The organism is Mucilaginibacter gracilis, from assembly GCF_003633615.1.
Classification (GTDB): Bacteria; Bacteroidota; Bacteroidia; order Sphingobacteriales; family Sphingobacteriaceae; genus Mucilaginibacter; species Mucilaginibacter gracilis.
Genome location: NZ_RBKU01000001.1, coordinates 173,778 through 200,165, shown reverse-complemented (window position 1 = coordinate 200,165; position 26,388 = coordinate 173,778). Strand labels below are relative to the sequence as shown.

General features: G+C 41.7%; 29 protein-coding genes, 1 tRNA gene and 1 pseudogene. 8 read left to right on the top strand and 23 right to left on the bottom strand.

Translation table 11 applies throughout. The features are described 5' to 3' along the window. The first annotated feature begins 8 nt into the window (after positions 1-8). Positions 9-1,184, top strand: coding sequence for a hypothetical protein (locus BDD43_RS00825; protein WP_121195730.1), 1,176 nt, complete (start codon positions 9-11; stop codon positions 1,182-1,184). A 72-nt stretch (positions 1,185-1,256) separates the two neighbouring features. On the opposite strand, the gene BDD43_RS00820 is transcribed toward BDD43_RS00825, so the two are convergent. The 17 genes and pseudogenes from BDD43_RS00820 to BDD43_RS00750 form a co-directional block, all read right to left on the bottom strand. Further along, entirely contained in the window at positions 1,257-1,433 is a 177-nt protein-coding gene (locus BDD43_RS00820) for a histone H1 (protein ID WP_121195728.1), read from the bottom strand. A gap of 64 nt (positions 1,434-1,497) precedes the next feature. After that, the gene (locus BDD43_RS00815; RefSeq protein ID WP_121195727.1) at positions 1,498-2,490 is read right to left on the bottom strand and encodes a hypothetical protein; all 993 of its coding nucleotides are present in this window, start codon (positions 2,488-2,490) and stop codon (positions 1,498-1,500) included. A gap of 46 nt (positions 2,491-2,536) precedes the next feature. After that, entirely contained in the window at positions 2,537-3,619 is a 1,083-nt protein-coding gene (traM, locus tag BDD43_RS00810) for a conjugative transposon protein TraM (protein WP_121201832.1), read from the bottom strand. A 41-nt stretch (positions 3,620-3,660) separates the two neighbouring features. Then, positions 3,661-3,882: a hypothetical protein gene (locus BDD43_RS00805; protein WP_121195725.1), complete on the bottom strand. Its 222-nt coding sequence runs from the start codon at positions 3,880-3,882 to the stop codon at positions 3,661-3,663. After that, positions 3,879-4,502: a conjugative transposon protein TraK gene (gene traK / locus BDD43_RS00800; protein ID WP_121195723.1), complete on the bottom strand. Its 624-nt coding sequence runs from the start codon at positions 4,500-4,502 to the stop codon at positions 3,879-3,881. Before traK ends, BDD43_RS00805 begins: the two co-directional genes overlap by 4 nt. A gap of 10 nt (positions 4,503-4,512) precedes the next feature. Continuing rightward, entirely contained in the window at positions 4,513-5,178 is a 666-nt protein-coding gene (locus BDD43_RS30955; RefSeq protein ID WP_317128737.1) for a hypothetical protein, read from the bottom strand. A 171-nt stretch (positions 5,179-5,349) separates the two neighbouring features. After that, positions 5,350-5,739, bottom strand: coding sequence for a hypothetical protein (locus BDD43_RS30950; protein ID WP_317128736.1), 390 nt, complete (start codon positions 5,737-5,739; stop codon positions 5,350-5,352). Next, positions 5,736-6,377: a TerB family tellurite resistance protein gene (locus BDD43_RS00790; RefSeq protein WP_121195722.1), complete on the bottom strand. Its 642-nt coding sequence runs from the start codon at positions 6,375-6,377 to the stop codon at positions 5,736-5,738. The genes BDD43_RS30950 and BDD43_RS00790 overlap by 4 nt, the downstream gene beginning before the upstream one ends. Further along, the gene (locus tag BDD43_RS00785; protein ID WP_121195720.1) at positions 6,364-7,026 is read right to left on the bottom strand and encodes a hypothetical protein; all 663 of its coding nucleotides are present in this window, start codon (positions 7,024-7,026) and stop codon (positions 6,364-6,366) included. The genes BDD43_RS00790 and BDD43_RS00785 overlap by 14 nt, the downstream gene beginning before the upstream one ends. Further along, positions 7,013-7,657, bottom strand: a complete 645-nt coding sequence (locus BDD43_RS00780; RefSeq protein WP_246001377.1) for a conjugal transfer protein TraI — start codon at positions 7,655-7,657, stop codon at positions 7,013-7,015. Before BDD43_RS00780 ends, BDD43_RS00785 begins: the two co-directional genes overlap by 14 nt. Positions 7,658-7,757: 100 nt before the next feature. Next, on the bottom strand, positions 7,758-8,138 hold the full coding sequence (locus tag BDD43_RS00775) for a lipoprotein (protein WP_121195717.1): 381 nt from the start codon (positions 8,136-8,138) through the stop codon (positions 7,758-7,760). Between the two features lie 23 nt (positions 8,139-8,161). Then, positions 8,162-10,627 carry a TraG family conjugative transposon ATPase gene (locus BDD43_RS00770; RefSeq protein ID WP_121195715.1) on the bottom strand — a complete coding sequence of 822 codons (2,466 nt, stop codon included), beginning with the start codon at positions 10,625-10,627 and terminating at the stop codon, positions 8,162-8,164. Further along, entirely contained in the window at positions 10,627-10,950 is a 324-nt protein-coding gene (locus BDD43_RS00765; RefSeq protein WP_121195714.1) for a DUF4133 domain-containing protein, read from the bottom strand. The genes BDD43_RS00770 and BDD43_RS00765 overlap by 1 nt, the downstream gene beginning before the upstream one ends. A 96-nt stretch (positions 10,951-11,046) precedes the next feature. Beyond that, positions 11,047-11,151 (bottom strand): annotated as a pseudogene (locus tag BDD43_RS00760) (DUF4134 family protein); the annotation flags it as partial. Then, complete coding sequence (locus BDD43_RS29835; protein ID WP_162846933.1) at positions 11,135-11,335, bottom strand: hypothetical protein; 201 nt, start codon at positions 11,333-11,335, stop codon at positions 11,135-11,137. The gene BDD43_RS29835 and the pseudogene BDD43_RS00760, both read right to left, overlap by 17 nt. 54 nt (positions 11,336-11,389) lie before the next feature. Further along, positions 11,390-12,241 (bottom strand): RES domain-containing protein, encoded by an 852-nt coding sequence (locus BDD43_RS00755; protein ID WP_121195712.1) that lies wholly within the window; start codon positions 12,239-12,241, stop codon positions 11,390-11,392. Continuing rightward, complete coding sequence (locus BDD43_RS00750) at positions 12,238-12,801, bottom strand: RNA polymerase sigma factor (RefSeq protein ID WP_121195711.1); 564 nt, start codon at positions 12,799-12,801, stop codon at positions 12,238-12,240. The genes BDD43_RS00755 and BDD43_RS00750 overlap by 4 nt, the downstream gene beginning before the upstream one ends. Before the next feature lie 201 nt (positions 12,802-13,002). On the opposite strand from BDD43_RS00750, the gene BDD43_RS00745 reads away from it, so the two are divergent. Both BDD43_RS00745 and BDD43_RS00740 read left to right on the top strand, forming a co-directional pair. Beyond that, entirely contained in the window at positions 13,003-14,376 is a 1,374-nt protein-coding gene (locus tag BDD43_RS00745) for a phospholipase D-like domain-containing protein (RefSeq protein WP_121195709.1), read from the top strand. Continuing rightward, on the top strand, positions 14,376-14,726 hold the full coding sequence (locus tag BDD43_RS00740) for a phospholipase D-like domain-containing protein (RefSeq protein ID WP_162846947.1): 351 nt from the start codon (positions 14,376-14,378) through the stop codon (positions 14,724-14,726). The genes BDD43_RS00745 and BDD43_RS00740 overlap by 1 nt, the downstream gene beginning before the upstream one ends. A gap of 124 nt (positions 14,727-14,850) precedes the next feature. Here the strand turns inward: BDD43_RS00740 and mobC are convergent, their stop codons facing one another. The 4 genes from mobC to BDD43_RS29830 all read right to left on the bottom strand — a co-directional run bounded on the left by mobC (position 14,851) and on the right by BDD43_RS29830 (position 18,922). Further along, positions 14,851-16,905, bottom strand: coding sequence for a conjugal transfer protein MobC (mobC, locus tag BDD43_RS00735; RefSeq protein ID WP_121195707.1), 2,055 nt, complete (start codon positions 16,903-16,905; stop codon positions 14,851-14,853). 26 nt (positions 16,906-16,931) lie between these two features. Further along, positions 16,932-18,188: a relaxase/mobilization nuclease domain-containing protein gene (locus BDD43_RS00730; RefSeq protein WP_121195705.1), complete on the bottom strand. Its 1,257-nt coding sequence runs from the start codon at positions 18,186-18,188 to the stop codon at positions 16,932-16,934. Next, positions 18,173-18,601 carry a mobilization protein gene (locus BDD43_RS00725; RefSeq protein ID WP_246001374.1) on the bottom strand — a complete coding sequence of 143 codons (429 nt, stop codon included), beginning with the start codon at positions 18,599-18,601 and terminating at the stop codon, positions 18,173-18,175. The genes BDD43_RS00730 and BDD43_RS00725 overlap by 16 nt, the downstream gene beginning before the upstream one ends. A 165-nt stretch (positions 18,602-18,766) precedes the next feature. After that, positions 18,767-18,922 carry a hypothetical protein gene (locus BDD43_RS29830; RefSeq protein ID WP_162846946.1) on the bottom strand — a complete coding sequence of 52 codons (156 nt, stop codon included), beginning with the start codon at positions 18,920-18,922 and terminating at the stop codon, positions 18,767-18,769. 179 nt (positions 18,923-19,101) lie between these two features. Between BDD43_RS29830 and BDD43_RS00720 the strand changes: the two genes are divergently transcribed. Then, a complete protein-coding gene (locus tag BDD43_RS00720; RefSeq protein ID WP_121195703.1) occupies positions 19,102-20,322 on the top strand; it encodes a hypothetical protein in 1,221 nt (406 codons plus the stop codon). A 100-nt stretch (positions 20,323-20,422) separates the two neighbouring features. After that, the gene (locus BDD43_RS00715; RefSeq protein ID WP_121195702.1) at positions 20,423-20,725 is read left to right on the top strand and encodes a hypothetical protein; all 303 of its coding nucleotides are present in this window, start codon (positions 20,423-20,425) and stop codon (positions 20,723-20,725) included. A 3-nt stretch (positions 20,726-20,728) separates the two neighbouring features. On the opposite strand, the gene BDD43_RS00710 is transcribed toward BDD43_RS00715, so the two are convergent. Both BDD43_RS00710 and BDD43_RS00705 read right to left on the bottom strand, forming a co-directional pair. Further along, positions 20,729-21,925 (bottom strand): tyrosine-type recombinase/integrase, encoded by a 1,197-nt coding sequence (locus BDD43_RS00710; RefSeq protein ID WP_121195700.1) that lies wholly within the window; start codon positions 21,923-21,925, stop codon positions 20,729-20,731. Positions 21,926-22,020: 95 nt separating this feature from the next. Next, positions 22,021-22,094: transfer RNA gene (locus BDD43_RS00705), tRNA-Ala, on the bottom strand. Between the two features lie 557 nt (positions 22,095-22,651). On the opposite strand from BDD43_RS00705, the gene BDD43_RS00700 reads away from it, so the two are divergent. The 3 genes from BDD43_RS00700 to BDD43_RS00690 all read left to right on the top strand — a co-directional run bounded on the left by BDD43_RS00700 (position 22,652) and on the right by BDD43_RS00690 (position 26,245). Continuing rightward, entirely contained in the window at positions 22,652-25,120 is a 2,469-nt protein-coding gene (locus tag BDD43_RS00700; protein ID WP_121195699.1) for a DUF5686 and carboxypeptidase regulatory-like domain-containing protein, read from the top strand. A gap of 191 nt (positions 25,121-25,311) precedes the next feature. Next, positions 25,312-25,674 carry a hypothetical protein gene (locus BDD43_RS00695; RefSeq protein WP_147425536.1) on the top strand — a complete coding sequence of 121 codons (363 nt, stop codon included), beginning with the start codon at positions 25,312-25,314 and terminating at the stop codon, positions 25,672-25,674. Positions 25,675-25,792: 118 nt separating this feature from the next. Continuing rightward, entirely contained in the window at positions 25,793-26,245 is a 453-nt protein-coding gene (locus BDD43_RS00690; protein ID WP_121195696.1) for a KTSC domain-containing protein, read from the top strand. Positions 26,246-26,388: the final 143 nt, after the last annotated feature.

The window sequence follows — 26,388 nt, the reverse complement described above, 5'->3', positions numbered from 1 at the left end:
ATAGTTTTATGAGCAGGGACGAGTTCATCGAAAAGATTTTGGCTAATGGTAATGGTCATTTTTTAGAATCTATTACTATTTTACCATTTGCGGATTACGATGACGACTGTAGCACACCATTAGTTAAAATTTTGAACCTGGATCTTTCTAAGATTTCAGAAGAAGGCAAACTGGTGCTTGAAATTTTAGAGGACGATACTGAATTTCCATACCGCAGTAATTATCAGCAAATGAAATTCAATATTCTCGCTCTATGTGCTGTTCAAGACATATTTACCGGAACCATTTATAATGATTATTCCATAGATGCGTTTGCAGCACAAAACTATTTTTATTATGAGGGATTAAGTTTAATCCGTGAATATTTCTATGCCGGATTTAACAATCTACTGAAAGCGTCAGATCATCTTGTACGAACAATTTTAGAGTTCAATATCAGGCATTGTTATTTTTATTGGAAATGCGAAGAAACGCATTCGTACAAACCAATTACTGAATATCTGAAAAATGGGATATGTCCCAGTAATCAGGTTATGATCAACAAATTCCTTCCTAAAGACAGTTTTTGTAAACCGATAAAGGCTAAAATACAAGCTTTAATTCAGAGTCTTTCAAACAATTCATCCCATGCCTTCAATCCTGAGCATTCGATCAGGTCTAACGGAAAAATGCATTTTGAATATACGGTGGATTCATTGTTGTTTTGGCTCAATTTAAACCGGGTTCTTTCCGCCGTACTATGGTCGTATTATATTTCTTATCCTATGCTTCTTCATCCGAAAGATATTGTGAGCAAATGGGGCTATAATCCCTCGTTAGGCTTATTTATTTCGGAAAATCATTTCAAGATTTTTAAGCGAACCTTAGACCAGGGGGATTTGCAAGACTTTATAAATTATACTGCAAATCAGCAGATCGTTAAGGACCTAAATGATTACTATGTCAGTATGCCTGAATTGACAGAGGATGAGATTAGGGATACGTGGAAAAAAGAAGATTCTGCCTATCCGGAAACGCCCTTTAATGGCTATGTAATGGTAATGGCCAATATGCGGGCAACGCGAGAAGTGATGGCAAACCGCTGTACGATGGTAGAAGCAAGTAATACCGACCAGTATCCGAGCATTTTGAAAGATTACGGTAAGTACAGCTTCTGGAAAGATAACTATTCGAAATTTCGTTAGTCTGCCTGCTATTTAGAAATACAATAATGCCTGCGGCGTTACCCGACAGGCATTATTGTACAAGCATTTACGTTAATTCGCGTTTTTATTTGCTGTTACTGCTATACGCACATTTTGCGCAGTGCGTTTGACTTGTTGCATTGCGGCGCGCAACCTCCTGCCTGCGGCTTTGTTGCCCTTTTCATAAAATTTTACCGCATCACTTTCTGCATTGGCAATAATTGCTTTTAATTCCTGGAACTTTTTCATGGTGTTAAATTATTAATGGTTATATAATCTGTTATTTACTCAATAAGGATAGAATGCCTGCCGGTTAGCGGATACCCCGGCTTTGACTTTGTTGCTGTGCTTTGTTTTGTGACTGGCTGCGGTTTTGGCTGGTTTCTACGGCAACTGTTTTTGTAAATTGTTCCCGCTTCATCATGGCACCTTTTTCACTAAAGAAGTTAAGTTTGCCATAGCGGGGTACTACTTCAGCCATCACCTTAGCTTCTTTGCCATCCTTGCCGATAGCGGTCACAGCTACCCGGTCACCATTATTAAACGCCCTGATCAGTTCAGCTTTTTTCTCCGGCTCGGCCAGTTCTTTGATCTTAAAAGCGTTCAATGTTTTTTCCATATCAAAACCGTAGGTCGGGTGATGGAACTGTTTGAACTTATGGTTACCGTAATCATCCTTCTTAGTATCAAAGTCAAGCCTGACCCAAGCTTTATAAGGATCGCCTTCTTTTGTCATCATATCAGTCCTGTACACGGTTCTGTCCTGAACCAGGTTGGCCGCCTGCGTAGCGGAATAACCTTTTCCATCTTTGATATAAAAGGTTTGAGAAACAGCCGGGCTAAAATAGGCCTGCCTGAAATCAGGGTTGACGTAATTTAATTTACCGTCTTTCATAGAGGCCAGGTTTTGTTTAACCTCTGCGCTTTCGCCAACGGCCAGTTCACTCGTGCCCTTTTGCTTTTTAAAGAAGTCCAACGCTTCGTTGGGGCTTTCAAAATTTTTCACCAGGAATTTATCTGGCTTTTCCTTGTCGGCACTGATCACCATGTAATGCTGATTTTCTATGGTAGGCGGCACTTTACCCGCCGTAACTTCAAACTTGTTAAAGGCGTAGTTATCCGATTGGCCGGATTTGTGGAAATGCAGTGTCATATCCACAATGCCTTTATCCCCCGGCAATTGATCCTTCAACGTAAAATGACCGGGTAGGGCTTTCATATTCTTTTCCAACTCATCGGTAACTTTGGGGTTAAAACCAAAGTCTTTAAGCTCCCTTTGGAGGTCTTGCAAATTATTTAAGTTCATGATATTGGGTGTTTATTTTATTGGTGAAGAATGATGGTTAATTCTATTAGCGGTTCTTGTTATCGTTGTTACGAAGTAACACCTGCCTGCTATCCTCCAACTTTACTTTTATGCGCTTAACCTTTTTACCGAGTAAAGATTTGGCGGCACTGATACCCGCTCCTGCGGCCTGTGTTGCCAGGGATTGATCCATGGAAAGGAACTGCATACTTTGTAAAGCATCGTCGGTGCCACTGCCTGCGGCTTCGGCTAATTCCGCTTCGGGTGCATTCAGGCCGATGATCCCATCTAAGGAATACACCGTTAGATTGACGGGAACAATAGCGATACCTATCCTCATATTTTTGATATCCAGTAATAAACGCTGGTTAACGATGGTACAGTTACCAAAAAGCAATTGCCCTTTATTGAATACCAAACCTTTCAAGTGCATGGTATCGGTTAAACGCAGTTTAACAACACCGCCCTGCAATACTTTTTGGGAACCGTCAATGATTGCCGGAATGGCTTTAAACGCGGTGTCTTTAACAGGTGGTAAACTTGCTTTCAGGTTACTGAGCGTGAGGCCGGGGTTTTGGATAGCCTGTATCTTGTCCAGTAAAGCGCCTAATTGCTGCATTTCGGGATCTTCAGTTTTACCCTGTTGCACGGACTTTAACAATTTTTCCAGCTTTTCGGTATTGGGGTCTGTTCCCTGCTGAACTGCTGCGGGCTTAACCACCGGTTCCGGCCTGTTAACTTCCTGACTGATCTGAGCCAGTTTTTGTTTGATCGCCTGCTCGTGGTCGTCTGCCGTTAATTCTGACCGGCGAATCGTTGATGGTTGGCCGCTCTTTTCATCCGTAAACCCAAAAGTAGGGTTAACGGTATTATTGGATTCCGATACGGAATCTCTTGCTGCCTGGTCGTAAAGGCCCATTTTGGTTTGCTGTTTTTCATTTTTAAACTGCGCTTCGGGCAATTTTGCATTGATGCCCTGTTGCTGAACCTGTGCGTTTCCTTCGCCTTTACCGCCACTTAAAGCGTAAAAGCCTAACGTCAGGAATGGCAGGATCAATAAAGGCAGGATGAGCAGAAATTTCCTTTGCTTTTCCTGTTGCTGCGTGTTAGCTGCTGTGTTTTGTTTCATTGGTTTTGTTTTGTGCTGCATCGCAGCGGTTAAAAATTTAATTAGTAAAATGCCCGGATGATCAGGCTTAAGCTTAGCGCGCCCAAAAGCAGGCAGATGCCTAACAGGAATAAAAACTTAGAAGCAATATTCCAATGCTGGGTTTTACGGTCGAGGAAATCAGCCAGTACGCGTTGCCGCTTAACCACCGATTCATTAAGTCTCCCGATAACTTGCTGCCTGTACTTTGCTGCAACCTGCCTGTTTCGCTTCAATACTTTCATGGCTGTTTGCTTTGAGTGGACAGGTCTTTGTTTTCCAGCGTTTCCCATTTTTCAATCAGGAAACCATGCGGGTTATTGTCGCTCCGCGATACATTCCGCAAATAACCCTGGGTAACCAGGCTGCGGGTAACGGTCGATGTAGCACGGATCAGCCTTTCCGTAGCAAAGCATTTAAAATAGTAGGGGTACTGGTTCATGTCCAGCGCAATACTGTCCACTTCCACCTGCTGGCTGATATTGCCGGAGATCAGGTTGGCGTAATAACCGCTCTCCTTCAGATTGCTGTAAGCTGTCTTTGCAGAACCATCGGCCATATACAAAGCTTTGGTAATATTGGCCTCTATTACTTTATCGTCGGGATCGAGGGTAAAAAAGTCATGGTGGAACATCTTTACATGATCCCTGATCTCAACGGGTATATTATCCTTGCGGTCGGCGGCATAGGCTTCCAATGCCTTACCGTTCGCCAGGATATAAATATGGTTTTTGTAATTATCCGAACTCTGGTAGCTTTTCCAAACCGCAAAGCAGGAGATCAGTACACAAGCGCCGATCAGCAGATAGCTGAATAGTTTAATGTGCTTAAAAGCACTGTCGATATTTCTGAGTTGCTGAAACATAGTTATAAGTTTAATGACCCGATAATTTATCATAGGCGTAAGCGCCTGTTTTGCCCATTGCGCGACCTGCGGCACCGTGGGTGCCCTTGCCGCCAGCCTTACCTGAATAACCGTCAGCAATATTGCCGGGCAGGCCGGCAATGTTCCCGGCACCGTTCAAGGCTCTTGAACCGGTGGCACCGGCAATGCTTCCGGTTGTACTCACGGCAGTACTGCTTATCCCTGAAACTCGCTGTAACATGCCGTTATGACCGTGTGCATGTACCACGAAATTGGCGACTGTCGGCACCGAGAAGTAACCTACAATACCAATGAGGAGAAATACCAAATAAGCTACATCGGTCTGGTTAAAAAAAGTATCGCCTTGGCTTTGGATCTGCGCAATATCCATTTTGAGCATTTCCTGTTGGATCTGACCGATGATACTGCCGAAGATATTGGCGATAGGCAGCCACAAAAAGATGTTGATATACCGGGCGAACCATTGCGTTAAACTATGCTGGAACCCGTCGAAAACCGATAAGCCGAATACCAGCGGCCCCAATATGGCCAGCACGATCAAAAAGAAAACCCGCAGGGTATTGATACATAAAGACGATGCGGCATACACCACCTCCAGAACTTCAGCCATCCACTGCTTAATGCTGTTCCTGAAATTATAAGATTGCTTATCCAAAAAGAACTTGATATCATTACCTAAACCATCAATGATCCCCTCGTTGTTACCATTGGGGTCATCTGGATGGGTGTATTTGTACCATTTTTCCTGCGAACCGTTGCCGTCATCGCCTACATATATTTGGTATAGCGTACTGTTCTTTACCGCATCCTGTTTCTGCTTCAGTAGTTAGGTAATCGCTGAATTGCTATCTTTCATCATGCCATTGGTCACCGCAACGACCGGCTGCAAAACGCCGTTCATGACCGGGATAACCAATGTTTGAAAAAGACCGATAGCAATCCCCAAGGCAAATGGCCTGATCAGCGGGTAAAACTCGATGGGTTCCGCCTGCGCGATCTGCTTCCAAACCCTTGAACCGATGTACCATAGGGCGGCAAAGCCTGCAATGCCCTGGGCAACATCGATCAGTTTAGCACATAACGGCAGCATTTGTTGATACACATGATCCAGTACCGGTTGCATCCCGGTTAGGGTATCGGTTATACCCTCGGCATGTGATAAGCCCGGCACCAATAATAACAGGGCCAGGCCCAATAACATTTTCAGTTTTTTCATGGCCTGTATAAATTTTGAAGGGTTTGCGTTTCGTTAACTTGCTTTTGCCGCTGTGCCTGCAAAATGCTTGTCCGGCTGTTGAAGCTGCGGAGAAATTGCAGTTTGTCATTCGTGTCCAGGTAGATCCGGTCAATGGCGCTTAACCGCTCATCATCCGACATGCGCAGCTTCGAAGCGGTCAGCACATCGGCCAGGTCGGCGGCGTTGTGTAAGGCAGCGCTGGTCAACCGCTCATAGATATTGCTGATATAATCCAGTTCACTGATACTGAACCTCCCGCTGTTCCGAAAACGGCTATATTTCTTTTTGTACTCCGACAGGATGCTGCTTTCATCGGCTATAATATCAGCTACGCGCTGATACTTCTTTACTTCAGGGCTAACCTGTAAAAGCCCATCCAAAAACACTTCATGCAGGTTGAAATTACCCTGGGTCAGGTTCTTAACAGTACCGTACCCTTTGGTCAGGATGGTATAGCCATCATACATTTCGCTCAGGATACTTTTGAACTGCGCCAGTTTGGCCACATCCAGTATAAGTTGCTGGATCTCGAATGATTGCGCTTTGGCCGGTGTCACGTTGAATGCAGATAGCGCAAGGCAAAACAATCCAGCTATTGACATTTTAATTGATCTCATAAAACCTCCTTTCTGTTTGTATTTGTTGTAACTGCTGCTGTTTTTGAAGAAATAAGGTCCTGACCTGGTTGCAGTAGGATACGGTGAAAGCGAATTTGTCCTTCATGCTGTCATATAATTTATCCAGCCTGGACAAACGCTCATCGTCGGTCATTTCGGCTTTGCCGTTTACAGCAACCAATTCCAGTTCCTGCAAATCCTTACTGCATTCAGCCAATACCTTTTTTCGTACCGCATTGATGTACGCCCGGTTATCGGCAGTTAACCCCGGCAGGTTTTGCAGGTGGTCAAATTGGCCCGGAATGGCACCGGCATATTCAGCAATAGCGTTTAGCTTGGGATTATTTCTAATAACGGGATTAACCGTTTTCAAAGCATTGTAATAATCCTTGTGCAAATTCAACTCGCCATTTTTCCAATCACCGATTACGCCCAGGCCTTTTTGCGATATATTGTAACCCTGTTTCAGGTAGCCGTAATAAACCTGCGCGGCGATGATCTGCTGTTCCAGGTATTTTATTTGGGTGCTTTTCTGTGACCACCATTCAGCAAAAGTTTGAGCCTTAACAGCGGAAGAAAAACAGAGCAAAAGCAGAAGCCCACCTAACCCCCTAAAGAGGGCGTTTTTGATTAGCTTAATTGATACCATAATACTTTCTTAAAGTGATGACCTCGTTTTCAGTCCTGGCCCGCTGCACACTGAGCATGTAGTTTTGGTTATTGAATTGGTGCAGGTCGCTGTAATTGGTGTCCATGCGGTCGGCAGCGGCATTGATCAGCTCCAGCCTTTTGGCATCGCTCATTTCCGTTTGAAAGGACTTGATGACCAGCATGAGTTCGTCCAGATTCTTCACGCTTTCTTCGAGGATACCGCGGTAAACTTTCTGCATATAAGTCAGTTCATCCCCGCTGAAATGTTTGTCGTTCCGAAGCAGACCCCAGGCATGGTTATATTCGTTCAATAAGCTGGTTTGCTTGTTCGTCATATCTTTGATGCGCTCGTAATAAGCGATCACTGATTTTACCGTTTGCAACTCCTTATAGTACTTGCCATAAAGGTCTTTTTGCTTCTGTGACCATTCAGAAATCTCATCGAGTTTAAATTTGTGCAACTGGTTTTCTACCGTCTTTTGCGCATTTTGCAGCCAGATGGTTTGATTTTGCAGCCGCTGTACTTTCAGGTCAATCGCTTTGATCACTTTAGTAATGGCAGCTTTAATCACATCGGCAATAATAAATTGTGCGTCTGCACCTTTGGGCAATGCCACGAATAATGTCATTGCGGATAATGGTAGAATTACCATATACTTTTTCATAGGCCCCCCTTACCCCCCTGAAGGGGCGTTTAAATAGTTAAAGAATTTGTTGATTAGATAGTGACTAAAGCTTCCAGTATTCGCTTACCCCGTTAAGCAGGTTCCGTTTGTCTGGCTGAAAAATGAGGAAAGTATGGGTTTGCATCACCTCCAGGATCTGCTTTTGGTTATCCCATGTCCCTGACCAGCGTTTGACCTGGTGCTGCAAGGGTTGCAGTTTGCCGTCGGTTATCCGGCGATAACCTGTCTTGCGGGTAATGAGGTAAATGTTATCGGTGTTCTTCGCCTTGTCAATAATTAAAGTATCATTGGCCACACTGTACCCGCTCTGCGCCTGGTTCACATAAGTACCGGGGATAAACTCAGTTATTGCATTGCTGTTATTGCCATTGCTGCAGGCGGTTAAGCCAATAGCTATACTGACTAATAAAATAATCCTTTTCATGATTTTTGTTAATTGGTAAATGGTTAATGGTTAATTGATTTACTGTACTTTTCCCGGATCAGCAGGGCAATACCTTTTTCCATATCACCGTTGCAACGGGCGGTGTATTCCTCAACCAGCAGTTTTTCGGATTCTTCGGTCGTGTAGGCCAAATATTCTGCAACGGATAGCTCATTACGGTACACTTTCAGTTCCTGCCCGCCCTGGTCGATAAATACCTCGCGGTACATCCGGCCTTTTTCGTTGGCCTTATTGACCGACAATAAAAGCGTTTTCGCCTTTTCGGACAAGCCTAAAGCATCCTGCAAACGGTCAAACTTGTTCATGAACTTGCGCATATCCAGTAACAGCTTAGTATCAGACATATTGATCACCGTTTCTTTGATAATAGGTGAACTCAACAAATCGTCAACTTCCTGCGTGATCAGCGCGGCTATCCCGTTGAACTTACGGATGGTCTTAAAAAGATACTTGATAAAAGAGGCCATACCCGACTTCGCTATCGCGATCCACGCTTCATCTATGGCCAAAATCTTGCGTTTGCCTTTCAGCTTGCGCATTTTGGAGATAAACATCTCCATGATAATAATGGTCACCACCGGAAATAAAACTTCGTGGCCTTTTATCGCATCCAACTCAAACACAATAAAGCGCTCATTCAGCAGGTCGAGGTTTTCGGTAGCGTTTAACAGGTAGTCAAACTCACCGCCTTTGTAGTACGGATTCAACACATAAAGCAGGTTACCCATATCAAAATCCTTTTCCTTCACCTTGCCGTTCTCCATCACCTGCATGTATTCCAGCATCAGGAAATCATAAAAGGTATTGAAGCAGGGAAATAATAGCGGGTTATTTTTCAGGTGTTCATAGTATAAGGTGATCGCACCGGATATGGCTACATACTCCGAACGGTTATAGCGTTCATCCTCCCGTTTCCAAAGGGCAAGCAACAGCGTTTTCAGGCTTTCCTTTTTTTCAATATCCAAAACCTCACCCTTACCGATATAGAAAGGGTTGAATTTGATCGGGTTTTCTTCGGTATAAGTAAAGTAATAGCCTTTAACCAGTGTACATAAACCTTTATAGCTGCCACCTATATCAATGGTTACACAATGCGTACCCTCATCGTAAAGCGTTCGTAATATGTGGTTCATGGTCATGGATTTACCACCACCTGAACCGCCGCATATAAACATATTACGGTTGGTGATCAAACCTGTTTTTATCGGCTTGTCGAACAGGTCAACATAAACCGGCCTCCCGTGGCTGCGTTCCCCAAAACGGATACCTTTGCCATCGGAACTGCAATTGCCCTCCATATTCATAAAGCAGGTAGCCTGTTCCACGAACGTATCAAAGGTGTCATTCATCGGGAAGTCTGCCGCGTTTCCCGGTAAGCCTGCCCACCAGATCTGCGCGGCCCCGTCCGTTTCCTGCCGGGCAACCGCATCCATTTGCGCCATTGCAGAACCGACCTTATTCCTGATCGGCTGTAAAGCCTGCCTATCATCCGTCCAGGCCATCACATTAAAGTGCGCTTTTACCGGCAGCCTTTGTTCACTGATCGCCTCGTTCAGAAAATCCGATGTCGCATCCCTGGCGATGGCGTTCTCCCGGCTGTAAGCCGATAAGGATTGCAGGCGTAAGCGCTTTTTCTCCATACCCTTTAAGGTCGCCTGTGCATCACCTATAAAAATGTATTGGTTGTATAAATGATTACAATCTAACAGTAAACCGATAGGAGAGGCAAAGCCGATACTGAAATTGCTCTTGTCAGTACTGTATTTATCATAATTGACCCGGCTGCCGCAAAGTGATGGCAAATCCTCCACATCTGATAAGGTAAATAATTGGCAATGGTTATCACCGATCCTGATCTCGTCCTTCAGGTGTACATCTTTGAGCATCGGTTTTTCATCCGGTGAAAGCAGGAAACAATAAGATTCGATAATCCCGGCTTTGGTTCTCGTTCCGGCCAGTTCATCATCGGTCAGCCGCTTTAAATCAAGGTAGCCGCTATCGGAAAGGATCTGCTCAAACGCGCCGACCTTTTCCATAAAGTCCAGGAACAGTTTTTCGTCGGTAGTTTGTTTGGGAACAACCCTTTTACGCATCAGCCCCGAATAACCGCTGCTGGCCGCCTTGCGGTCGTCCGGCTTTTTGGTCAGCATGATATAACAGGTATGTTCCAGGTAAGGACGGCCCTCAAAATGAGCTTCGCCTGTCTGGGCGAGATAACCTGCATCCGCATCAGATTTGGCCTGGTGTTTTGCTTTGAGAAAAATATCCTGTTTATGAAAGACCGTATTTTTAGGCAATACTTTCAGCCCTTTTACAAGTACGTGATGCGCACCCTCGTAATCATCAGCGGAAGCGGTGAAAATATCCTTATGGGTTACTTTAAACACAACCGTAATATCACCCTGTACCGATACGATACAGCCGTTCTCCACTTTATACACCGGTAATATATTTTCAATATTGACCATTAATTTCCTTTTTTAAGATTAATAAATGATTTCCTCGTCCTGAACTTCAGGTAAGTGGGAATGCTCCGTTTGGCGCTTTTCTTCAGTAATCCATACTGTCCGTATTTATGGCTAAACCGAAATATGGACATCATCAAACCTGTTCCTAAACCACCGATAATCACCAGGCAGATATAGTTGTTCAGCCCGCTGATATACAATACTGCGTACAGGATAAGCAGGCAAAGCAAGCCGCCACCTAAATAGCCGATGTATTGCGCTTTCAGCCCCTTGAACATTAAAGGTTTGTTTATCCCTTTATTAATTTCATATACTGAACTCATGTTTCTCCTTCCTGGCCCTCGGCACCGTCCCCGGTTGGGGACGGTTACTGAAAGCCTTTTTATGGGTGATTATTTATGTTTACATTAACGACTGGCCTATAAGCCGAAGAACGATTTGATCACCGTTGCTACCACTACTAAGAAGATACAGGAACCGAACCAGGCCGCTGCCACACGGTTGGTATCAGGCTCGCCAGCGTTCGTGTAAAGATTCAATATTCGAACTGATCAACCGGAGATCTTCCGCGAGTTGATCATCAGAGAGAGAGAGTGGGATCTTCTGATTCCATTGGGCATACCAGCTTTCAAGAAAAGCGATTTCGTCCGGTGTACATTCACCGGCCTGATATTTTTTTAACAGTAGTTCAATATCTGTTTGTTGCATATTACCCCTAAAGACGAAGAAGTATATCGCTGGGGGTAAAACAATTTAAAAAAATCACCAAATAATTTTACCGGTCGCTAAATCAATGCTTTTCGCATCAATAGCCTCATTTTCACGAAAGCCTAATAAATTATCTGGTAAAGCATAAACCTTGAAACGGTTTCGCATTACATTGGTCAGTTGGAATCGTTCTGGCGCGAAAAAATCAGCGTTAAAAGCGAAATTAATGCCCTGCCCGCCAAATGGCACACTTGGATAACACACCGCTGCAATTCCAGGTTCATTCAAAGCAAGGACCGTATTACAATAGGCAGCTGTAATAATATAAACTAACGGGTCATTTTTTGCAGATTTTCGGAACTTGTCATAAAGATACCTGTAAAAAATATGGCTTGCCTCTTGCGTAGGCTTGTCAAATTCCTTTACTATCTCATCATAATGGCTTCCATGATAAAGATCAAAGTCTGATGTTCTCAGTTCTTTATCAGGAGAAGTAACAATCAAGGTTGGAACATCTCCGCTAATTTGCCATCGACCAACCGTGGCATATAAATGATCACCTGGTTTTTTATAGGACACCCAATAATTAACAAGCTCCATGAAAGAGGTAGGACGATCTTCAGAACAGTAAAATTTCGATTGGAATGGACGGTTACACCGGGCAAAATTCTTAATTAAATGAGGCTTAGGGTTGGTAATCTCACTGATATCCTCAAATAATACATCATTATCGTGCGGCCTGGTTCGATAAAGTATCAATTCATTATGAAAAGGATATACTACAGCAGGCAAGCTTCTTACGGAAAGAAAAGCAAGGAAAGCCCGTTCATAAGCAAATTCATGTGTTGGGTCAATCTGCTCCAACTTTTCAATTGCCTTTAGAACTCTTGCAGGCTCTATTGTCATAACAGGAAAAACATTGTACCAAGTTTTACCCGGAGTACTTTTAACGCATTATTCACCGTTGTTTTTACCGTTTGCTCTGAAATGTCTAATTGCTCGGCTATCTCTCTATGCGTAAAGTGGCCCTTACGGCTCAATTCAAAGATTTCACGTGTTCGCGTCGGCAAGGCTTGTATTTCCTGTTCAATAATGGCCGTTAACTGATTTTGACGGATACGGTGGTCGGCGGTAATATGGTTGGTTGCAGCAAATTCCTGAATGGAATTGAGATAGGAAGATTTTAACTTTTTCCGTGCCAGCAGGTCAAATATTCGGTTTCGAACTGAAGTATATAAGTATCCTGATAACTGGCCGCTAAGTTCTGTTTCTGCTCGCTTTAACCAAAGATTGGTAAACAACTCCTGAATTATATCCCGGCACTCTTCCCGCTCTTGTAAACGTTTAAAAGCGTGAATATATAGCGCAGCATAGTAGCGGTTATAGATCTCTTTATACGCAGCATGGTCACCTGACTTAAATAAGTCAAACAACTCCGTATCAGAAAAGGTGCTATAGGCCGCCATTGTTTATTAATAACGAATTTACCAAAAATCCGGCGTAAAGTAAACAATTGCTTGTGAATTAGGTGTTAAGCAGCTCTTTAAAAACACTGGCTATATATGGTAACATTAATTATTTAACATATTTTTATTTATTATATCACATTGATATTCTTATATTTACAACAATAAACGATCTTCTAACCTTCCTTAAACTTTTTCACGATGAGATTTAAATCCGTACCCGGAACATTCCAGCTGTTTGCAGTTACCGGAACACATACCATCGCATTTGCCGTAGATTGCAACGATGACGCGATGACCGACTTACTCGGTTTTACTGTTGACAAGGAGTACAACAAACCGACAGGCGAACATATCAAAGTAACCGTCATGGGATTCAAGGTATTCCAGGAACGCGTAGAAAACCCGGTACCCGGAGCACTATATTCCACTTACGATAACCCGATACAATCCTTTACCTGGGAAGATTTCACCGCAGATCCCGGAACAAAATATACTTATCATTTTACACCTTTATATGATAAGCCACAAAATATCCGCAGAGGGCCGGAATTTAAAATAGATGTTGAAACCGAACCACTCTATAAATTAAACGACCATAGCGTGTTCTTTAACCGTGGCGTAGCGTCCAGCCAGGCTTATACCAATAAATTCGGCAATAAGGCCCCCGAGAAAATCCCTGACGGAAAAGCATTCGATTGGCTGTCCAGGGGGCTAAAAGAAGCGATGATCGTCTTTATTGATAAGGCTGGTGCCGGTGACAGCCTGCATGGCTGTTTTTATGAGTTCAGCAACGATGAAATATTAAACCAGTTCAGAACCGCTGCAGACAGAGGAGCCAAATTGCATATTATTTACGATGCCAAGGACAACGCACACCTGGACAGCAAAACCGGTAAAATGGTGGAAAGCTTCCCTAAAGAAGAATCCGAACGATCTATCAAAATAGCTAAACTGGATCAATCTGCCAATGTAACCCTGATCCCCCGGCAGCGTAACAAAAGTTACCTCAGCCACAACAAATTCATGGTCATCATCAAAGCAGATGGAACGAAATTATTATGGACCGGTTCGACTAACCTTTCTGATGGTGGAATCTTTGGGCAAAGTAATGTCGGCCACTATGTAGAGAATACAACGGTAAGCGAGCAATACATGAAATACTGGAACGAACTGAAAGATGATCCAGATGCTGCCGGATTAAAAACGGGGAATGAGAACATTCAAAAAAATATCACGATCAATAACATACCGGATGGCGTTACCACACTATTCAGCCCCCGCAAAAACCTGGAGAGTTTACAGTTCTACGCAGATCTCCTTGATTCCGCAAAATCCTGCGGCTGTATTACATTCGCGTTTTCTGTTCATCCATTCTTTGAAAAAGCATTGTCAGATAACGACGATAAAAGTGCACTGACATTCATCCTGCTGGAAAAGAACGACGAGGATATCTCGGATTACGTGTACAAGAACAATATAGTCAAGGCAGTAGGATCAGACCTGTCCAAAAACCCGGTATATAAATGGGTCAAGGAAACCAACACCGTAATCTCCATCTTAATACGCATGTGATGTATATCCATACGAAATACCTGTTAAAAGATCCTTTGAGCGAGGTACCCGTTGTCGTAACCGGTTCTGCCAATTTCAGTAAAGCCGCAACGGATACCAATGATGAGAACATGATCATTATTAAAGGAAACAGAAGGGTGGCAGATATTTATTTTACAGAGTTCCTGCGCTTATTTAATCATTACTACTTCCGTTGGATAGTAGAGAAGCTGGCAGAATCAGGACATGTGGACAAAACCAACCCCGCATTCCTGAAATCGGATTACAGAGAATGGACAGGACAATACCAAGTCGGTAAATTTAAGCGCAAGCGAATAGACATCTTCAAGAATATGTTTATCCCGGCTTAGTACGACCGATAATAAATTTCAATATATTGTCGTTAAAATTATGCAGGCATCCTGTCTGCATTGTGATAAGGTTTAGGTTGAAAGTCTCCGGCGGCGAGCGTTCGGAGACTTTTATTTTTTGTAGCTACATAGATACCGACTGCTGATTACCTTTTTCTTCAATTTTTTGATTTAAAATTTCCTTAGCCTGGTTAACCGCCGATGCACCGCCCATTTCGGCTTCCGCTTCATTCCTTGCCTTAATCATCGCCAACTCCGTAAACAATAAATTATTGATATCTTCTTTGACCTTAGCATACGTTTCCTGTATTTCTTCCGCTGATACCTGCTTTACTACCGGTATAGGCTTATAGTTATCCTCCTCTTTTTTCAAAGCAACATGATCATTTTGTATCTCATTATGAAAGATCTTCAAGGCTATTTTATTATCAGGATCATCGGCCACCATTCCAACAAACTGCCCTGAAGACAACGTAGCGATCTTTGAAGCCGGCACCGCATAATCCAGTTGCTTTGATTTATTGACCGAAGTGTCTTCACTTGAAATATTGATACTTGTCCTGTCCTGCATGATCTTGCCTAACCGCTCCGAATACTGTTTGGCCGTATCCCCCGTAACCTGTCCGCTGATCACGTTACCCACGATATTCATAATTACATCTGCCTGGTCACGTCCGTAATCCTTTTTCAACTGGCTCAAATCCTGCAAACCCAACGTTGTAGCCGAAAGGTAACCACGGGCAACCGCTATATGCGTATCAATGCCATTTACAAAAATCGATGAAAATTCATCAAACACTAAACTGCTTTTCAGCATGTTCTTTTTATTATTCAGTTTAAGCAGGCGGTTGACAAACAAGGAGAGCACTGCACCATAGATCTGTGTTTTCTGTGGGTTATTGCCGATACATACGATCTTTGGCGCGGCGGGATTATTAATATCCAGCGTAAAATCATTACCGGATAAAACATAGTATAAATGCGGTGATGATAAACGGGCCAGACTGATCTTCGCACTGGCGATTTGTCCTTCTAACTGCTCCTTGGCCCCCTGCCGGAAAGCGGATAGAAAAGGATTGATCAATACTTTAATTTCCTCTTCCTCTTGCAGCACGGCAAATAAAGGATCGTAATCGGCTTGCATCAATTCGATCACATGCGGTAAAGTACAATACCGCCCGTCCCTGTATTTGCGCAGGTACCAGATAATGGCCGTAACGAAGTTGATCGGGGATTCCACGAAAAAATCACCCTGCTTTTTGATCCATTCGCGGTTCAACCCCAACATGATGGTAGTAGCCGCTTCGCTGGCATCTGTTACATCAAGCATACTTTGCGGGTCAAGCGGATTACAGCGATGGGTACGGCTGAGATCATCAAAATTAATGACATAGAATTTCGGCGCGATCTTGTAGCCCTCCCGGTGATTTAAAAGCGTGTTGTACGCGATCTTAGTTAAATCGTCAAACTTGAAATCATAGACGAACATGGTAAAGCCCTTTTTGATATGCTGGGTAATGATATGGCGAATTACAAAGTAAGATTTACCTGAACCAGGCGTACCGGTAACCAGTGTACCCCTGAACGGATTAATGATGTTTATCCAGCTTTGATGCTGCTTTCCTTTCAGGTTATAAGTAGCGGGGAGGTTGACCGAATATTCGTTTTCTAAAAGCCGTCCCTCCTGTGGAAATGTTTCGTTTTCTATGTTGAAAATGTCGTCCTGCAAGCCAATCTTGATGAGGCGCGACAATAATGTGCCGCCGGTCAGTATTAAAAGGTAGCCGATTGCCGTGATTGCCATATAAATGAACGCAATTAAGGTTGGCGGTGCGGACAGGTATAATGCAAGTTGGCTGATGAAATAGAGCAACAGGCCACTTAGCAAATAGGCTACAATCGCGCGTTTATCTATTTTTTCCTCTTTTTTACCTTTAGCGCCAACCAGAGAAATCAATAACATCAGCAGAGCGGCTACTTTGGGTTTCCAGATGTTATTGAATAATCCTGTTTTAGCGATATTACTAATGATGCGTGTGGTAATATCTGCGGTAAAGTGCCATTGCTGAAATGCTGTAAAACAGGCGATATAAAAGTGTATCGCCAATATAAATATGCTGATCAGCCTGGTAAAATCGATGATCTTGCGTAGTCCTTGGGTATCTTCCCCTGTATTCATACTATGTCCTCCTTAAATTGGTGTGTTTATAATCCTTTAGCCTGTTCGTTTTTCTTCTTTTTTTTGCGGGTAACGAGCGGCGCGCCGCCATCCCCGCCTTTGCCCATCAGGTTATGGAGCAATTTGTCAAATGCCGTTGGTTGCAGGTATTGATCTGTAGATTCATCAGCTTTTAAATAATCCGTTTTCTGGGTGGCCGGCAGGTAGGTTGGCCTGATCAGTTGATCAACGGTGCCGAATTTTTCAGTTAGCCCTTTTGCAGTATAGCTTTTGCCCAGGTCGCTGCCATTGAATACGGTCTTATTAAAGTTGTCTATAAAAGTCACCCCGTAAGTAATACCCTGTTCATTCTGCCGGAATACAACCTGGATATTTCTTTTTTGCAATTCGTTGATAAAGGTGCTTTTAGTGATGCCTTTATATTTCCTGAATACTTTATCAATATTTCCTTTCAGGTTTTCTTTAAATGGTTTGCGCTTTTCTTCGTTCTGTGAAAACCTGGCTTCCAGGTTTTTTAAAGTCGGCTTATCATTCAGGCTGCTGGCTTTGAATGGTATCCCGATCTTATTCCCTTTCTCGTCCAATATCGAATAGATCAGCCCTTTCTTTTCAAACATCAGGGTATCTTCTTTGCCACGGTCGGCAATAACATTGAATTGCTTTAATACGGCATTAAATTCAGCCAGCGATGTAAATTTATACTGGCTGACCACCGCGCTGACCACATTGGTAATCGCACGTTTGGTGGGTGTCTTGCCATATTCCGCTTTTTCTAAAGCTATCGGTTTGATCCGGTTGGCCTTACTGATGGCTTTGCTATCGGCTTTAACCAGGTTAAATTCTGTTTCCAGTTCTTTCCTGGCAGGCTCGGATAAAGTTTTACCTATATTGTGTAAACTGATCCGGTTGCCGTCCGCTTCAATATTTGTAGTTACTATATGAATATGCGCGTGCGCGGCATCATTATGTTTATATACCAGATAAGGCTGGTCGCCAAAACCGATCCTGTCCATGTATGCCGTGGCGATCTGTTGTAAGGTTAACGTGTCGGGTTTTTCGCTTTCATCGAAGTTGAGCATAACGTGTACCGAGTTAGTTTTCACCCGGTCGTTGAGTTCGGTTAGATGCTGGAAGCGGTTCAGCTTGTCAAAGAATTTCAGGTTTTCCAGTTCCGTACCGAACAGGCTGGCCATAATGAGTTGCGCTGATCCGGCGGTCACTTTGTTCTCATTATAGTTAAGCAGGCCCCGGATGCTTTTACCGCTCTTTATTCTTGCAACCATTTCTTTGTTAATGAAGTGACCAGGATCATCAGGCGGTCAATCTTCCCGTCGATCTCCTTCGAGCGTTCAATTGCTTTTTGCGTATAAAAGGCTTGCCCTGCTTCGTTCCGGGAGCTATTAAAACCACGGGTGAGCTGGTTGATATTGATGCCAATGGCTTTAAGTTCCTTTCTGATACGGGCTAATTCCTCCATTGTACCACTTAGGGTAACGTCCTTATACAGACATAGTATCTTCTCTTTGGAAAGGATCTTTCGCGCTACTTCCCCGATAGAGTGGCAATTGCTGTTAGCCAGTAATTTTTCAAGGCGTTGATAGTTAGTTTTAGTTACCCTTGTCCGCACCACTTTTGTATATAATTGCTCCCTGTTTTTTGTCTTTGGCCTGCCCATAAATACACCTTTAAATTCCATGACCGCAAGTTCCGCAGCGGTCATTCCCCGACTGAAAGGAGCGGGCAAGATCCGTTTGTGTAGACAAACGTACATCTTGCCAAACACTGGTGTGTTTGGTTCGCTCCCTTGCGGTCGTTGGTAAAACTTCGTTTTAGTTTGTTGTTTTTGCCCTTACCGTTGCTGTTAGTCCTTCGGATTTCCAGCGTTTTGTTTGGCACCTAAAGGTGCAAACGGGCGCAGGGTTGTGCCGGCCTTGCGGCGGCTATGGACGGTCGTTTTGTGTATTTGTGGAATGTGCTTTTGATGGTGTAATTTTTGGATGATGGTATTTCGTATCATGGCTTGTTGTTTTGTTAAGCCAAAATTGAGGGGATGGGATTGGTAAAATGGGAGTTAAGGGATGTGGCGAAAGATTTTTTTCATCTATCTCTATATCAACATCTATTATAATGTTTTAAACGATATTTAGATTGTAATTTGGCATTAATCTTAAACAATATCACTACGGGGGATATCAAATGAAACATTCAAGACATGGCTTTTCGAAAAAAACCATTGAAGTTTTAAGCAAAAGGGTCGCTTTTAGGTGTTCAAATCCCGATTGCCAGAAATTGACAGTAGCGGCGAGTTCGGAAAATAACCTAAGTTCGACGACGATAGGAATAGCTGCCCATATTAAAGCCGCATCCCCAGGTGGAGCCAGGTATGATGTAACAATGACACCCCAAGAGAGAGCATCTATAGAAAATGGCCTATGGTTATGCATCGCATGTTCTACAATAATTGATAAAGAATCGTCTTCATATCCTGTACACTTACTCAATCAATGGAAATATGAAACGGAGAAGGCCATAAGGAAAGAGTTTGAAAAGGCATTTAATCAAATTGATCAATTAAAGAAGATTCAAAGAGATAGCGTATTTTCTCAAGATATTTTTGTTAGAAAACATTTCAGTATCGGCGAACTATTAGAATTATTACGCACTATTGGTTTTACTCCTATTATAAGAGAACTTTCAAACAGAGGAAAGAACGATCCGTTTTCAAATGAATTAATAAATTATGGAGCGTATCAATATCCTAAATTACTATCATTCAGCGTCGAGGAGGATAGAAAAGTCAATTATGGGATAGCGCTTATCACCAAAATCGAATGCGAACAATTGCGAATTATAACGCTAAGTGAAACAACTAAATCTAAATTGAAGGTTCAAGCTATATCAACCATGTTTATTGAGCATGATAAAATTCCATATTCTATTCCTAATTTTAGAATTTCTAAAACTCCTTTAAAAGTGAGGTCGCAGTCACAAGAGACTTTAACTGATAAATCTATAATTCCTCAGCATTTTATAATAGCTAATCCTTCAAAATTAAAAGTAGATTTTTTCGATGTATCCTCTGAGTTACTTGCTATTGATTTTATATTCCATTTATTTCTTGGACTATCTGACCTTACATGGGAAATAAATCTTAAGGATACCAAAAATCTCTCAAGATCCTTAAAGTCTAAATTCAATTCACCGCTGATATGGGTGATAACTGGTAATGCCTTGGATCATGAATTTATCGACTTCTATTTTTATAGTGACGAAAATGACATAGTTAAGATTATTCCCAAAACCTCTCATAAAGTTATAAGAGATACATTAAAGGAGATAATTGTACATAATATCGGTGATTTTAAAAATCTAAATTTCGAGTCACTATTGATTGATTATTACAAAAAGAAATCCTAACCCGCTCTGTCAATGGCCAATTGGCTAAATTTATCACCGATTTGCATAACTGCTGTATCTCGATAAAAATATAAATCAAATTTGTGTTTTAGAGAGAACTATGCTGCCAGAAAAGGTAAAAGAGCAAAATTCGGAAATAGCCGAATTGTTATTACAAATTGAACGCGGAGATATACCAGTAAAACTGATAGTCCAGCGTTTAGTAGAACTAATTGTAAAGCTAGATGCCAAAGAACGGCAATTAGAGGGCTTGCTAAACTCAATACCCATGCTTTCCGACATTACCAAAAAGATCAGCGAGATACATACGCTGCACTTTCCGGCAAAGCATTTAAAAAAGAAATCCCAAAAGGAACGGTTTATGGCCGAAATCCTTTTGGGATCAGTCAGGAAAAAGAAATAGTTGTCATATAGCCGGTATCAGCTTATCTGATTGGACGAATTTTAACAGGTCTTTCAGATAAGTTTCCGTTTCTACTAAGCTGCTATGCCTGTTGGCAGAGCATATTTCCGCCAGTGTCCAGCCAGCCTTGAACTTTTTGACATTGGAAAAGTGTTTAAAGGAATAGAGTGTATAATTCTTGTCTTTAAGTTTTAACGCTTTCAGACACTTTTGAAAACGGTCGTAAGGCGTATTTTCACCGATCTTATGCTCAGCTATGATAGTTTCCGGCGAACCTAACAGGAAATATTCCCTGGGGTATTTCGGAATGGCAAGTTTATCCAGCTCTTTCCTTAAACTCACATCGATATGCACCGGCAGGGATTTTTTGTTTTTAGCAACAGATGCGGGTATCGTGATGGTGTTGCTTTCTAAGTTGATAAATTTTAATTGCAGGTATCTTAATTCTTTGGGCCGGATACAGGTGTAGTAAATCATCCTGACGAATAGCAGACAGTAAGGATCATTGGCTTGTAGCCAGTCCATGATAGATTTAAAATCGGCATCAGAAAATACCTGGTGGGATTCCGTCGCTAATTTCCGCCTTGTTTCGGTATCCGTTACCGGGTTGATGTCGATGTACTTGTTCTTTTTAAGGTAGCGGAAATAGTTATTGAGCGATATCCGGGCATTGTTGTAAGTAACACCCAGCCATTTTTCTTTTTGCTCGTGGTGGTCTAAAAAGTGGGTGATCTCGTAATCGCTAATCTCATTAGCTTTTTTATGTTCCCCGTAATAGGTGATGAACATTTTAACTTTAGAAAGATAGGATTGAATCGATTTTTTCCTGGTGCCTTTAGCTTGGTGGTAGGCTTCAAAAAGAACTTTACCTTCTTCTAGGGATAGTGAAACGACCTGTCGTTTTAGTTTCTCGTTGCTTCTTTCGTCAATCGGACTCCAGCCGCCGTCTAAAGCTTCGCAGTAGGTTTCCAACAGTTCGTTGAAAAGGCTGAGTTTTTCTTTGGGATCTTTTACCCTGTTCAGATTTTTGCTGAACCTGAACCGCTCCATGTTACGGGTAGCCGGATCGTAAAAGAAAAATTCGATGTACCAGCTTTGTTTGGCTTCCTCGCGGGCTTTTGTAGAGCCTTTCGGAACCGAATCAATCTTTTTTCCCTTGAATAATTTGGGGGTTGTGTAGGTGATTTCTGCTGTTTTCATGGCCCCGAAATTGAGAGGCGGTGGCAGAGTTTTGTCAGAGTAAGCACCTGGTTAGTAGCTAAATAGCTGATTACCAGGTGCATTAAGTGTCTGAGTGGAGAATATCGGAGTCGAACCGATGACCTCTTGCATGCCATGCAAGCGCTCTAGCCAGCTGAGCTAATCCCCCGTTTGTTTGGGTTGCAAAAGTAATAAAAAAGTTTTTGTACCAAAATTTAGTTTGTAAATTATTTAAAACAGTAAAGCCCCCTGATGGGCAGGGGGCCTTTACTAACCAATTATAAACCTAAATTATGAGAAGACTTTTTTAAATAATCAGCATCTCTGCCGATTTGATGGTGTAAAATTAACACTATTAATTTAATCTCCAAATTATAATTTGTAATTTTTTTGTCACAAGCTATTAAATTTTTCAATTAAGGTATCACTTCGCTGTGATATTGATAACAAAATTAACAAATGTTTAACACTATTCAAAATTGAATAGTGCTTTTATATGTTATAACGTTAAAATTTTAATTTTTTTATTGTTAGCTTTTTTGTTTTTAAGTAACTGTAATACAGTTTTTTATAATTATAAATTTGGAAAGTGTAATTGTGCTTTTAAGATGATATAACGCGCGTTTTTTTAATCAATTGTTGCAATTTTGATAATTAACAACATTTAACGTTTGCTCAAATTTTATTTGGCTATATTTCAACTTCAATAGTAATCCCGTTTTATAAATGAAAAAATGTTTAGTTCTTACAGCTTTTTTATTAATTGGTTTTAAATCTTTTGCACAACTGCTAACACTCAGCGGCACTATAACCGATGAAGCAGGTAAAGGTGTGCCGTTTGCTACCATTTATGTGAAAAATACCACTAAGGGTACGTCCGCAAATAGCGATGGCAATTATCAGATACAGCTAAGCGCGGGCGAGTATGAAGTGTTTTTTAGAGCCGTGGGCTTTAGGCAGGATAGCCGGAAGATTGATTTGAAGGCAAGCAAAGTAATTAATATTAGGCTTGCCGCCGAACTGTACCAATTAAAAGATGTGCTGATAAACGGTAATGGCGAAGACCCTGCTTATGCCATCATCCGTAAGGCAATAAAAAAACGCAAAACTTACCTTAATCAGGTTAATGCCTACAGTGCCGAGGTTTACATTAAAGGCTTGCAAAAGTTATTGGCTGCACCAAAAAAGTTTTTAGGTGCTGATATTAATAAAATGGCCCGCGAAAACGGGTTGGACTCTAACCGCAGGGGCATTGTTTATTTGTCGGAATCGCAGTCAAAAGTCACATTTATGAAGCCAGATAATATACATGAGGAGATGATTTCGTCAAAGGTATCGGGCCGTAACAATGCTTTTAGCTTTAACCGGGCATCAGATATGCGGGTTAACTTTTATGCCAATTTTGAAGAGTGGGAGGGTATAAGTAACCGCCCTTTTGTATCGCCTATAGCCGATAATGCTATGTTGTACTACCGGTATAAACTATTGGGTACCACTGTTGAAAATGGCGAAACCGTTAATAAAATACAGGTGATACCAAGGCGCGATTATGATCCTGCTTTTTCGGGCGTGATTTATATACTGGAGGATAGCTGGCGGATATATGGTTTGGATTTGTACATGACAAAAAAAGCTAACCTTAATTTTGTTGATACCCTTAAAGTAAGCGAGCAATTTTACCCGGTTAGTAAAAATGTGTGGATGCCATCTACCATCCGTTTTGATTTTACAGGCGGGATATTTGGTTTCCGCATTGGCGGATATTATATTTCTATCTATAAAGATTACAACTTAAACCCGATTATCAATAAAAAGGAATTTGCCGAAGTGCTTAAAATAACCAAAGAGGTTAATAAAAAGGATTCGACTTACTGGAATGCCGAAAGGCCAATACCTTTAACCAGCGAAGAAACTGTTGATTATCAAAAAAAGCAAATACTGGCACAAAAGCGCGAATCCAAACCATATCTCGACTCGCTCGATCGTATTTACAATAAATTTAAAGCAGATCAATTTATTTACGGTCGCGGTTACAGCCATCGTAACAGGTTTAGTAAGGAGTATTATAATTTTGGTTCGCTTTTATCATCAATACAGTACAATACCGTGCAGGGTTTTGTGTTGAGTTATAATGCTTCGTATTTTAAAAATATAGATAGTTTAACCAATCGCTTTGTTAGATTGGCTGCAAATTTAAAATACGGCTTTTCCGATCATAACATACACGGCAGCTTAAACGGCACTACGCCTGTAGATAAATTTATTTTCGGTTTTGATTTAGGATCTGATGTGGTAGATATGAATAATCAGCAACCATTTGGCAAAGCCTTAAATTTAAATACCTCGTACAGCCTTTACCTACGCCAAAACTACCAAAAGTTTTACCAAAAAGATTTTGCCGGTATCTCGCTTTCGCGGAGGATAACCGGTGGCTGGCAGGCTGCTTTTTCTACCGAGTTTGCCGATAGGAGCTGGTTAAACAATACGTCAAATTACTCGTTTTTTTACCAGGATAGCAGGCAGTTCACTTCAAACAACCCTTTTTCGCCCTATAGCAACAGCCCTTTGTTCGCCAATAGCCAGGCGTTTAAAATAGGCTTTCGTACCACTTACGATTTTAGTAATAAATACGAAACCTTACCCTCCGGCAGGCGGTATTTCCCATCAAAGTATCCGACTATTGGTTTAAGCTATACAAAGGGTATTAAAAACATATTTGGGTCGGATGTGGACTACGATTTGCTATCGGCGGATATATCCAAGTCAAACATTAGTTTAGGCTTTTATGGCAAAACATCATTTTACGTAGGAGCCGGTAAGTTTTTAAATACCAATAGCATCTATTTTACCGATTATAAACATTTTAACGGTAACCAACTATCGGTATACGAAGCAAGTATTAACAAGTTTTTATTGCTTGATTACTATAAATACAGCACCAATACCGAATATCTGGAAGGGCACCTTGAGCACAATTTCTCAGGCTTTATAACCAATAAACTGCCCTTGATACGCAAGTTTAAATTGCAGGAAATTGTGGACGTAAATTACCTGGCAACCCCAAGCTTAAAAAATTATACCGAACTGGGCTTTGGCTTAGAATACCTGGGCTTGCGTGCCATGTACGGTACATCGTTTATTAATGGCGGCCACGTAGCTAATGGCTTTAGAGTGGGGCTAAGGCTTGGCCTATAATGTATTGGCAGGGCTTACCATAAGCCTTGTTGTAATTTAGCGCGCGGTAGTGCTTGCTTAAATAAATATGCTGCCACAAATGCAGCCCAATGATGTAAAAAAACTGAAAATGATATAGTTAAAATGTTACAATGGTGATGCTACAACGGTGTAAAACCACAAATACTACATTAGGTAAAAATGATTTTGAAATGAAAGCTTTATTAATTGTTTTAGCCGTTTTACTTACGGGGCCGTTAGTTTTAAAGGCACAAAAGGTTGTGCCGCCTATACAACCAATTTTAAAAGGCAGTGGTAGGGTGCAACTTAATTTTACAACCCATTTAACAACGGTTGATATTGTACGCAGCCACAATAAGGAGTATCGTGCTGATAGTTTATACTTTAAATCGATAAAATGGAATTGGCTGCGCAGTTTCTCGCTTTTAAATGATAGCGTTTCGGTAAAAAAATATGGTAACCCTACTGGTAACGGTGTACTGATAGTAACCCTGAACGATGACGAGCACCCGGAAGCCTTTATAAACCTTAAAAAGCACCTTAAAGCATTCTAAACTATTTTGCGGTTTGGGGTAAAATAAGTCATTCTTAATTGATACCTTTGCGGCGAAAATTATTTCTTGAAAATCAGTACATTAAAGGCTTTCAACGACAATAATCAATATTAATATCATGAAAAAAATTGTCGATTACAGAAAGTTACTTGGAGTAACTGAAGCTGCCGAATTAAAGGAACTAAAAACCATTTACCGCAATTTAATGAAAGACTGGCACCCTGATAAATTTCAGGATAACCACGAAGGTAAATTGGAAGCAGAAGAAAAAAGCAAACACATTATTGAAGCCTATCATTTTTTGGTAAGCATTGCTCCCGAAACCCGCCAGCAATCATTAGCCGAATATACAGAAACCACTACATCATCAAACATTGCCGATTTTGAATACAAATCGCAAACGCTACAAATTACTTTTTTAGATGGTAGCAGTTATGAGTATTTTGATGTGCCAAAGGCTGTGTACGTAAAATTGATTAATGCTGATTCGCCGGGTAGATTTGCCCGCAGGCATATCTACAATACATTTGTTTACCGCAACCTAACCAAACGCCAGGAAGCAGTAGCATAAGCCGGCTTTTTTGCTGTTTAATTTAATCAACAATCCTCAATTTAGTATAGCTTTAACGGTGCTAAATTGAGGATTGTTGCATAAATATTGGGCTTATGTTGCATAAATGATAGTTAGAGAAACTCAAAAATGCATTTTTTTAA

Excerpts from the sequence above, each read along its gene's own strand:
- BDD43_RS00725 (WP_246001374.1), bottom strand. The coding sequence starts at position 18,601 with ATGGAATTTAAAGGTGTATTTATGGGCAGGCCAAAGACAAAAAACAGG.
- BDD43_RS00825 (WP_121195730.1), top strand. The coding sequence starts at position 9 with ATGAGCAGGGACGAGTTCATCGAAAAGATTTTGGCTAATGGTAATGGT.
- BDD43_RS00755 (WP_121195712.1), bottom strand. The coding sequence starts at position 12,241 with ATGACAATAGAGCCTGCAAGAGTTCTAAAGGCAATTGAAAAGTTGGAG.
- BDD43_RS00780 (WP_246001377.1), bottom strand. The coding sequence starts at position 7,657 with ATGACATTATTCGTGGCATTGCCCAAAGGTGCAGACGCACAATTTATT.
- BDD43_RS00820 (WP_121195728.1), bottom strand. The coding sequence starts at position 1,433 with ATGAAAAAGTTCCAGGAATTAAAAGCAATTATTGCCAATGCAGAAAGT.
- BDD43_RS00710 (WP_121195700.1), bottom strand. The coding sequence starts at position 21,925 with ATGAAAACAGCAGAAATCACCTACACAACCCCCAAATTATTCAAGGGA.
- BDD43_RS00730 (WP_121195705.1), bottom strand. The coding sequence starts at position 18,188 with ATGGTTGCAAGAATAAAGAGCGGTAAAAGCATCCGGGGCCTGCTTAAC.
- BDD43_RS00690 (WP_121195696.1), top strand. The coding sequence starts at position 25,793 with ATGAAAAAAATTGTCGATTACAGAAAGTTACTTGGAGTAACTGAAGCT.
- BDD43_RS29830 (WP_162846946.1), bottom strand. The coding sequence starts at position 18,922 with ATGATACGAAATACCATCATCCAAAAATTACACCATCAAAAGCACATT.
- BDD43_RS00740 (WP_162846947.1), top strand. The coding sequence starts at position 14,376 with ATGTATATCCATACGAAATACCTGTTAAAAGATCCTTTGAGCGAGGTA.
- traK (WP_121195723.1), bottom strand. The coding sequence starts at position 4,502 with ATGTTTCAGCAACTCAGAAATATCGACAGTGCTTTTAAGCACATTAAA.
- BDD43_RS00715 (WP_121195702.1), top strand. The coding sequence starts at position 20,423 with ATGCTGCCAGAAAAGGTAAAAGAGCAAAATTCGGAAATAGCCGAATTG.
- BDD43_RS00700 (WP_121195699.1), top strand. The coding sequence starts at position 22,652 with ATGAAAAAATGTTTAGTTCTTACAGCTTTTTTATTAATTGGTTTTAAA.
- BDD43_RS00750 (WP_121195711.1), bottom strand. The coding sequence starts at position 12,801 with ATGGCGGCCTATAGCACCTTTTCTGATACGGAGTTGTTTGACTTATTT.
- BDD43_RS30950 (WP_317128736.1), bottom strand. The coding sequence starts at position 5,739 with ATGAAAAAACTGAAAATGTTATTGGGCCTGGCCCTGTTATTATTGGTG.
- BDD43_RS00770 (WP_121195715.1), bottom strand. The coding sequence starts at position 10,627 with ATGGTCAATATTGAAAATATATTACCGGTGTATAAAGTGGAGAACGGC.
- BDD43_RS00765 (WP_121195714.1), bottom strand. The coding sequence starts at position 10,950 with ATGAGTTCAGTATATGAAATTAATAAAGGGATAAACAAACCTTTAATG.
- BDD43_RS00775 (WP_121195717.1), bottom strand. The coding sequence starts at position 8,138 with ATGAAAAGGATTATTTTATTAGTCAGTATAGCTATTGGCTTAACCGCC.
- BDD43_RS00745 (WP_121195709.1), top strand. The coding sequence starts at position 13,003 with ATGAGATTTAAATCCGTACCCGGAACATTCCAGCTGTTTGCAGTTACC.
- BDD43_RS00785 (WP_121195720.1), bottom strand. The coding sequence starts at position 7,026 with ATGGTATCAATTAAGCTAATCAAAAACGCCCTCTTTAGGGGGTTAGGT.
- BDD43_RS00805 (WP_121195725.1), bottom strand. The coding sequence starts at position 3,882 with ATGAAAGTATTGAAGCGAAACAGGCAGGTTGCAGCAAAGTACAGGCAG.
- BDD43_RS00790 (WP_121195722.1), bottom strand. The coding sequence starts at position 6,377 with ATGAGATCAATTAAAATGTCAATAGCTGGATTGTTTTGCCTTGCGCTA.
- BDD43_RS00815 (WP_121195727.1), bottom strand. The coding sequence starts at position 2,490 with ATGAACTTAAATAATTTGCAAGACCTCCAAAGGGAGCTTAAAGACTTT.
- BDD43_RS00720 (WP_121195703.1), top strand. The coding sequence starts at position 19,102 with ATGAAACATTCAAGACATGGCTTTTCGAAAAAAACCATTGAAGTTTTA.
- traM (WP_121201832.1), bottom strand. The coding sequence starts at position 3,619 with ATGAAACAAAACACAGCAGCTAACACGCAGCAACAGGAAAAGCAAAGG.
- mobC (WP_121195707.1), bottom strand. The coding sequence starts at position 16,905 with ATGAATACAGGGGAAGATACCCAAGGACTACGCAAGATCATCGATTTT.
- BDD43_RS00695 (WP_147425536.1), top strand. The coding sequence starts at position 25,312 with ATGAAAGCTTTATTAATTGTTTTAGCCGTTTTACTTACGGGGCCGTTA.
- BDD43_RS29835 (WP_162846933.1), bottom strand. The coding sequence starts at position 11,335 with ATGCAACAAACAGATATTGAACTACTGTTAAAAAAATATCAGGCCGGT.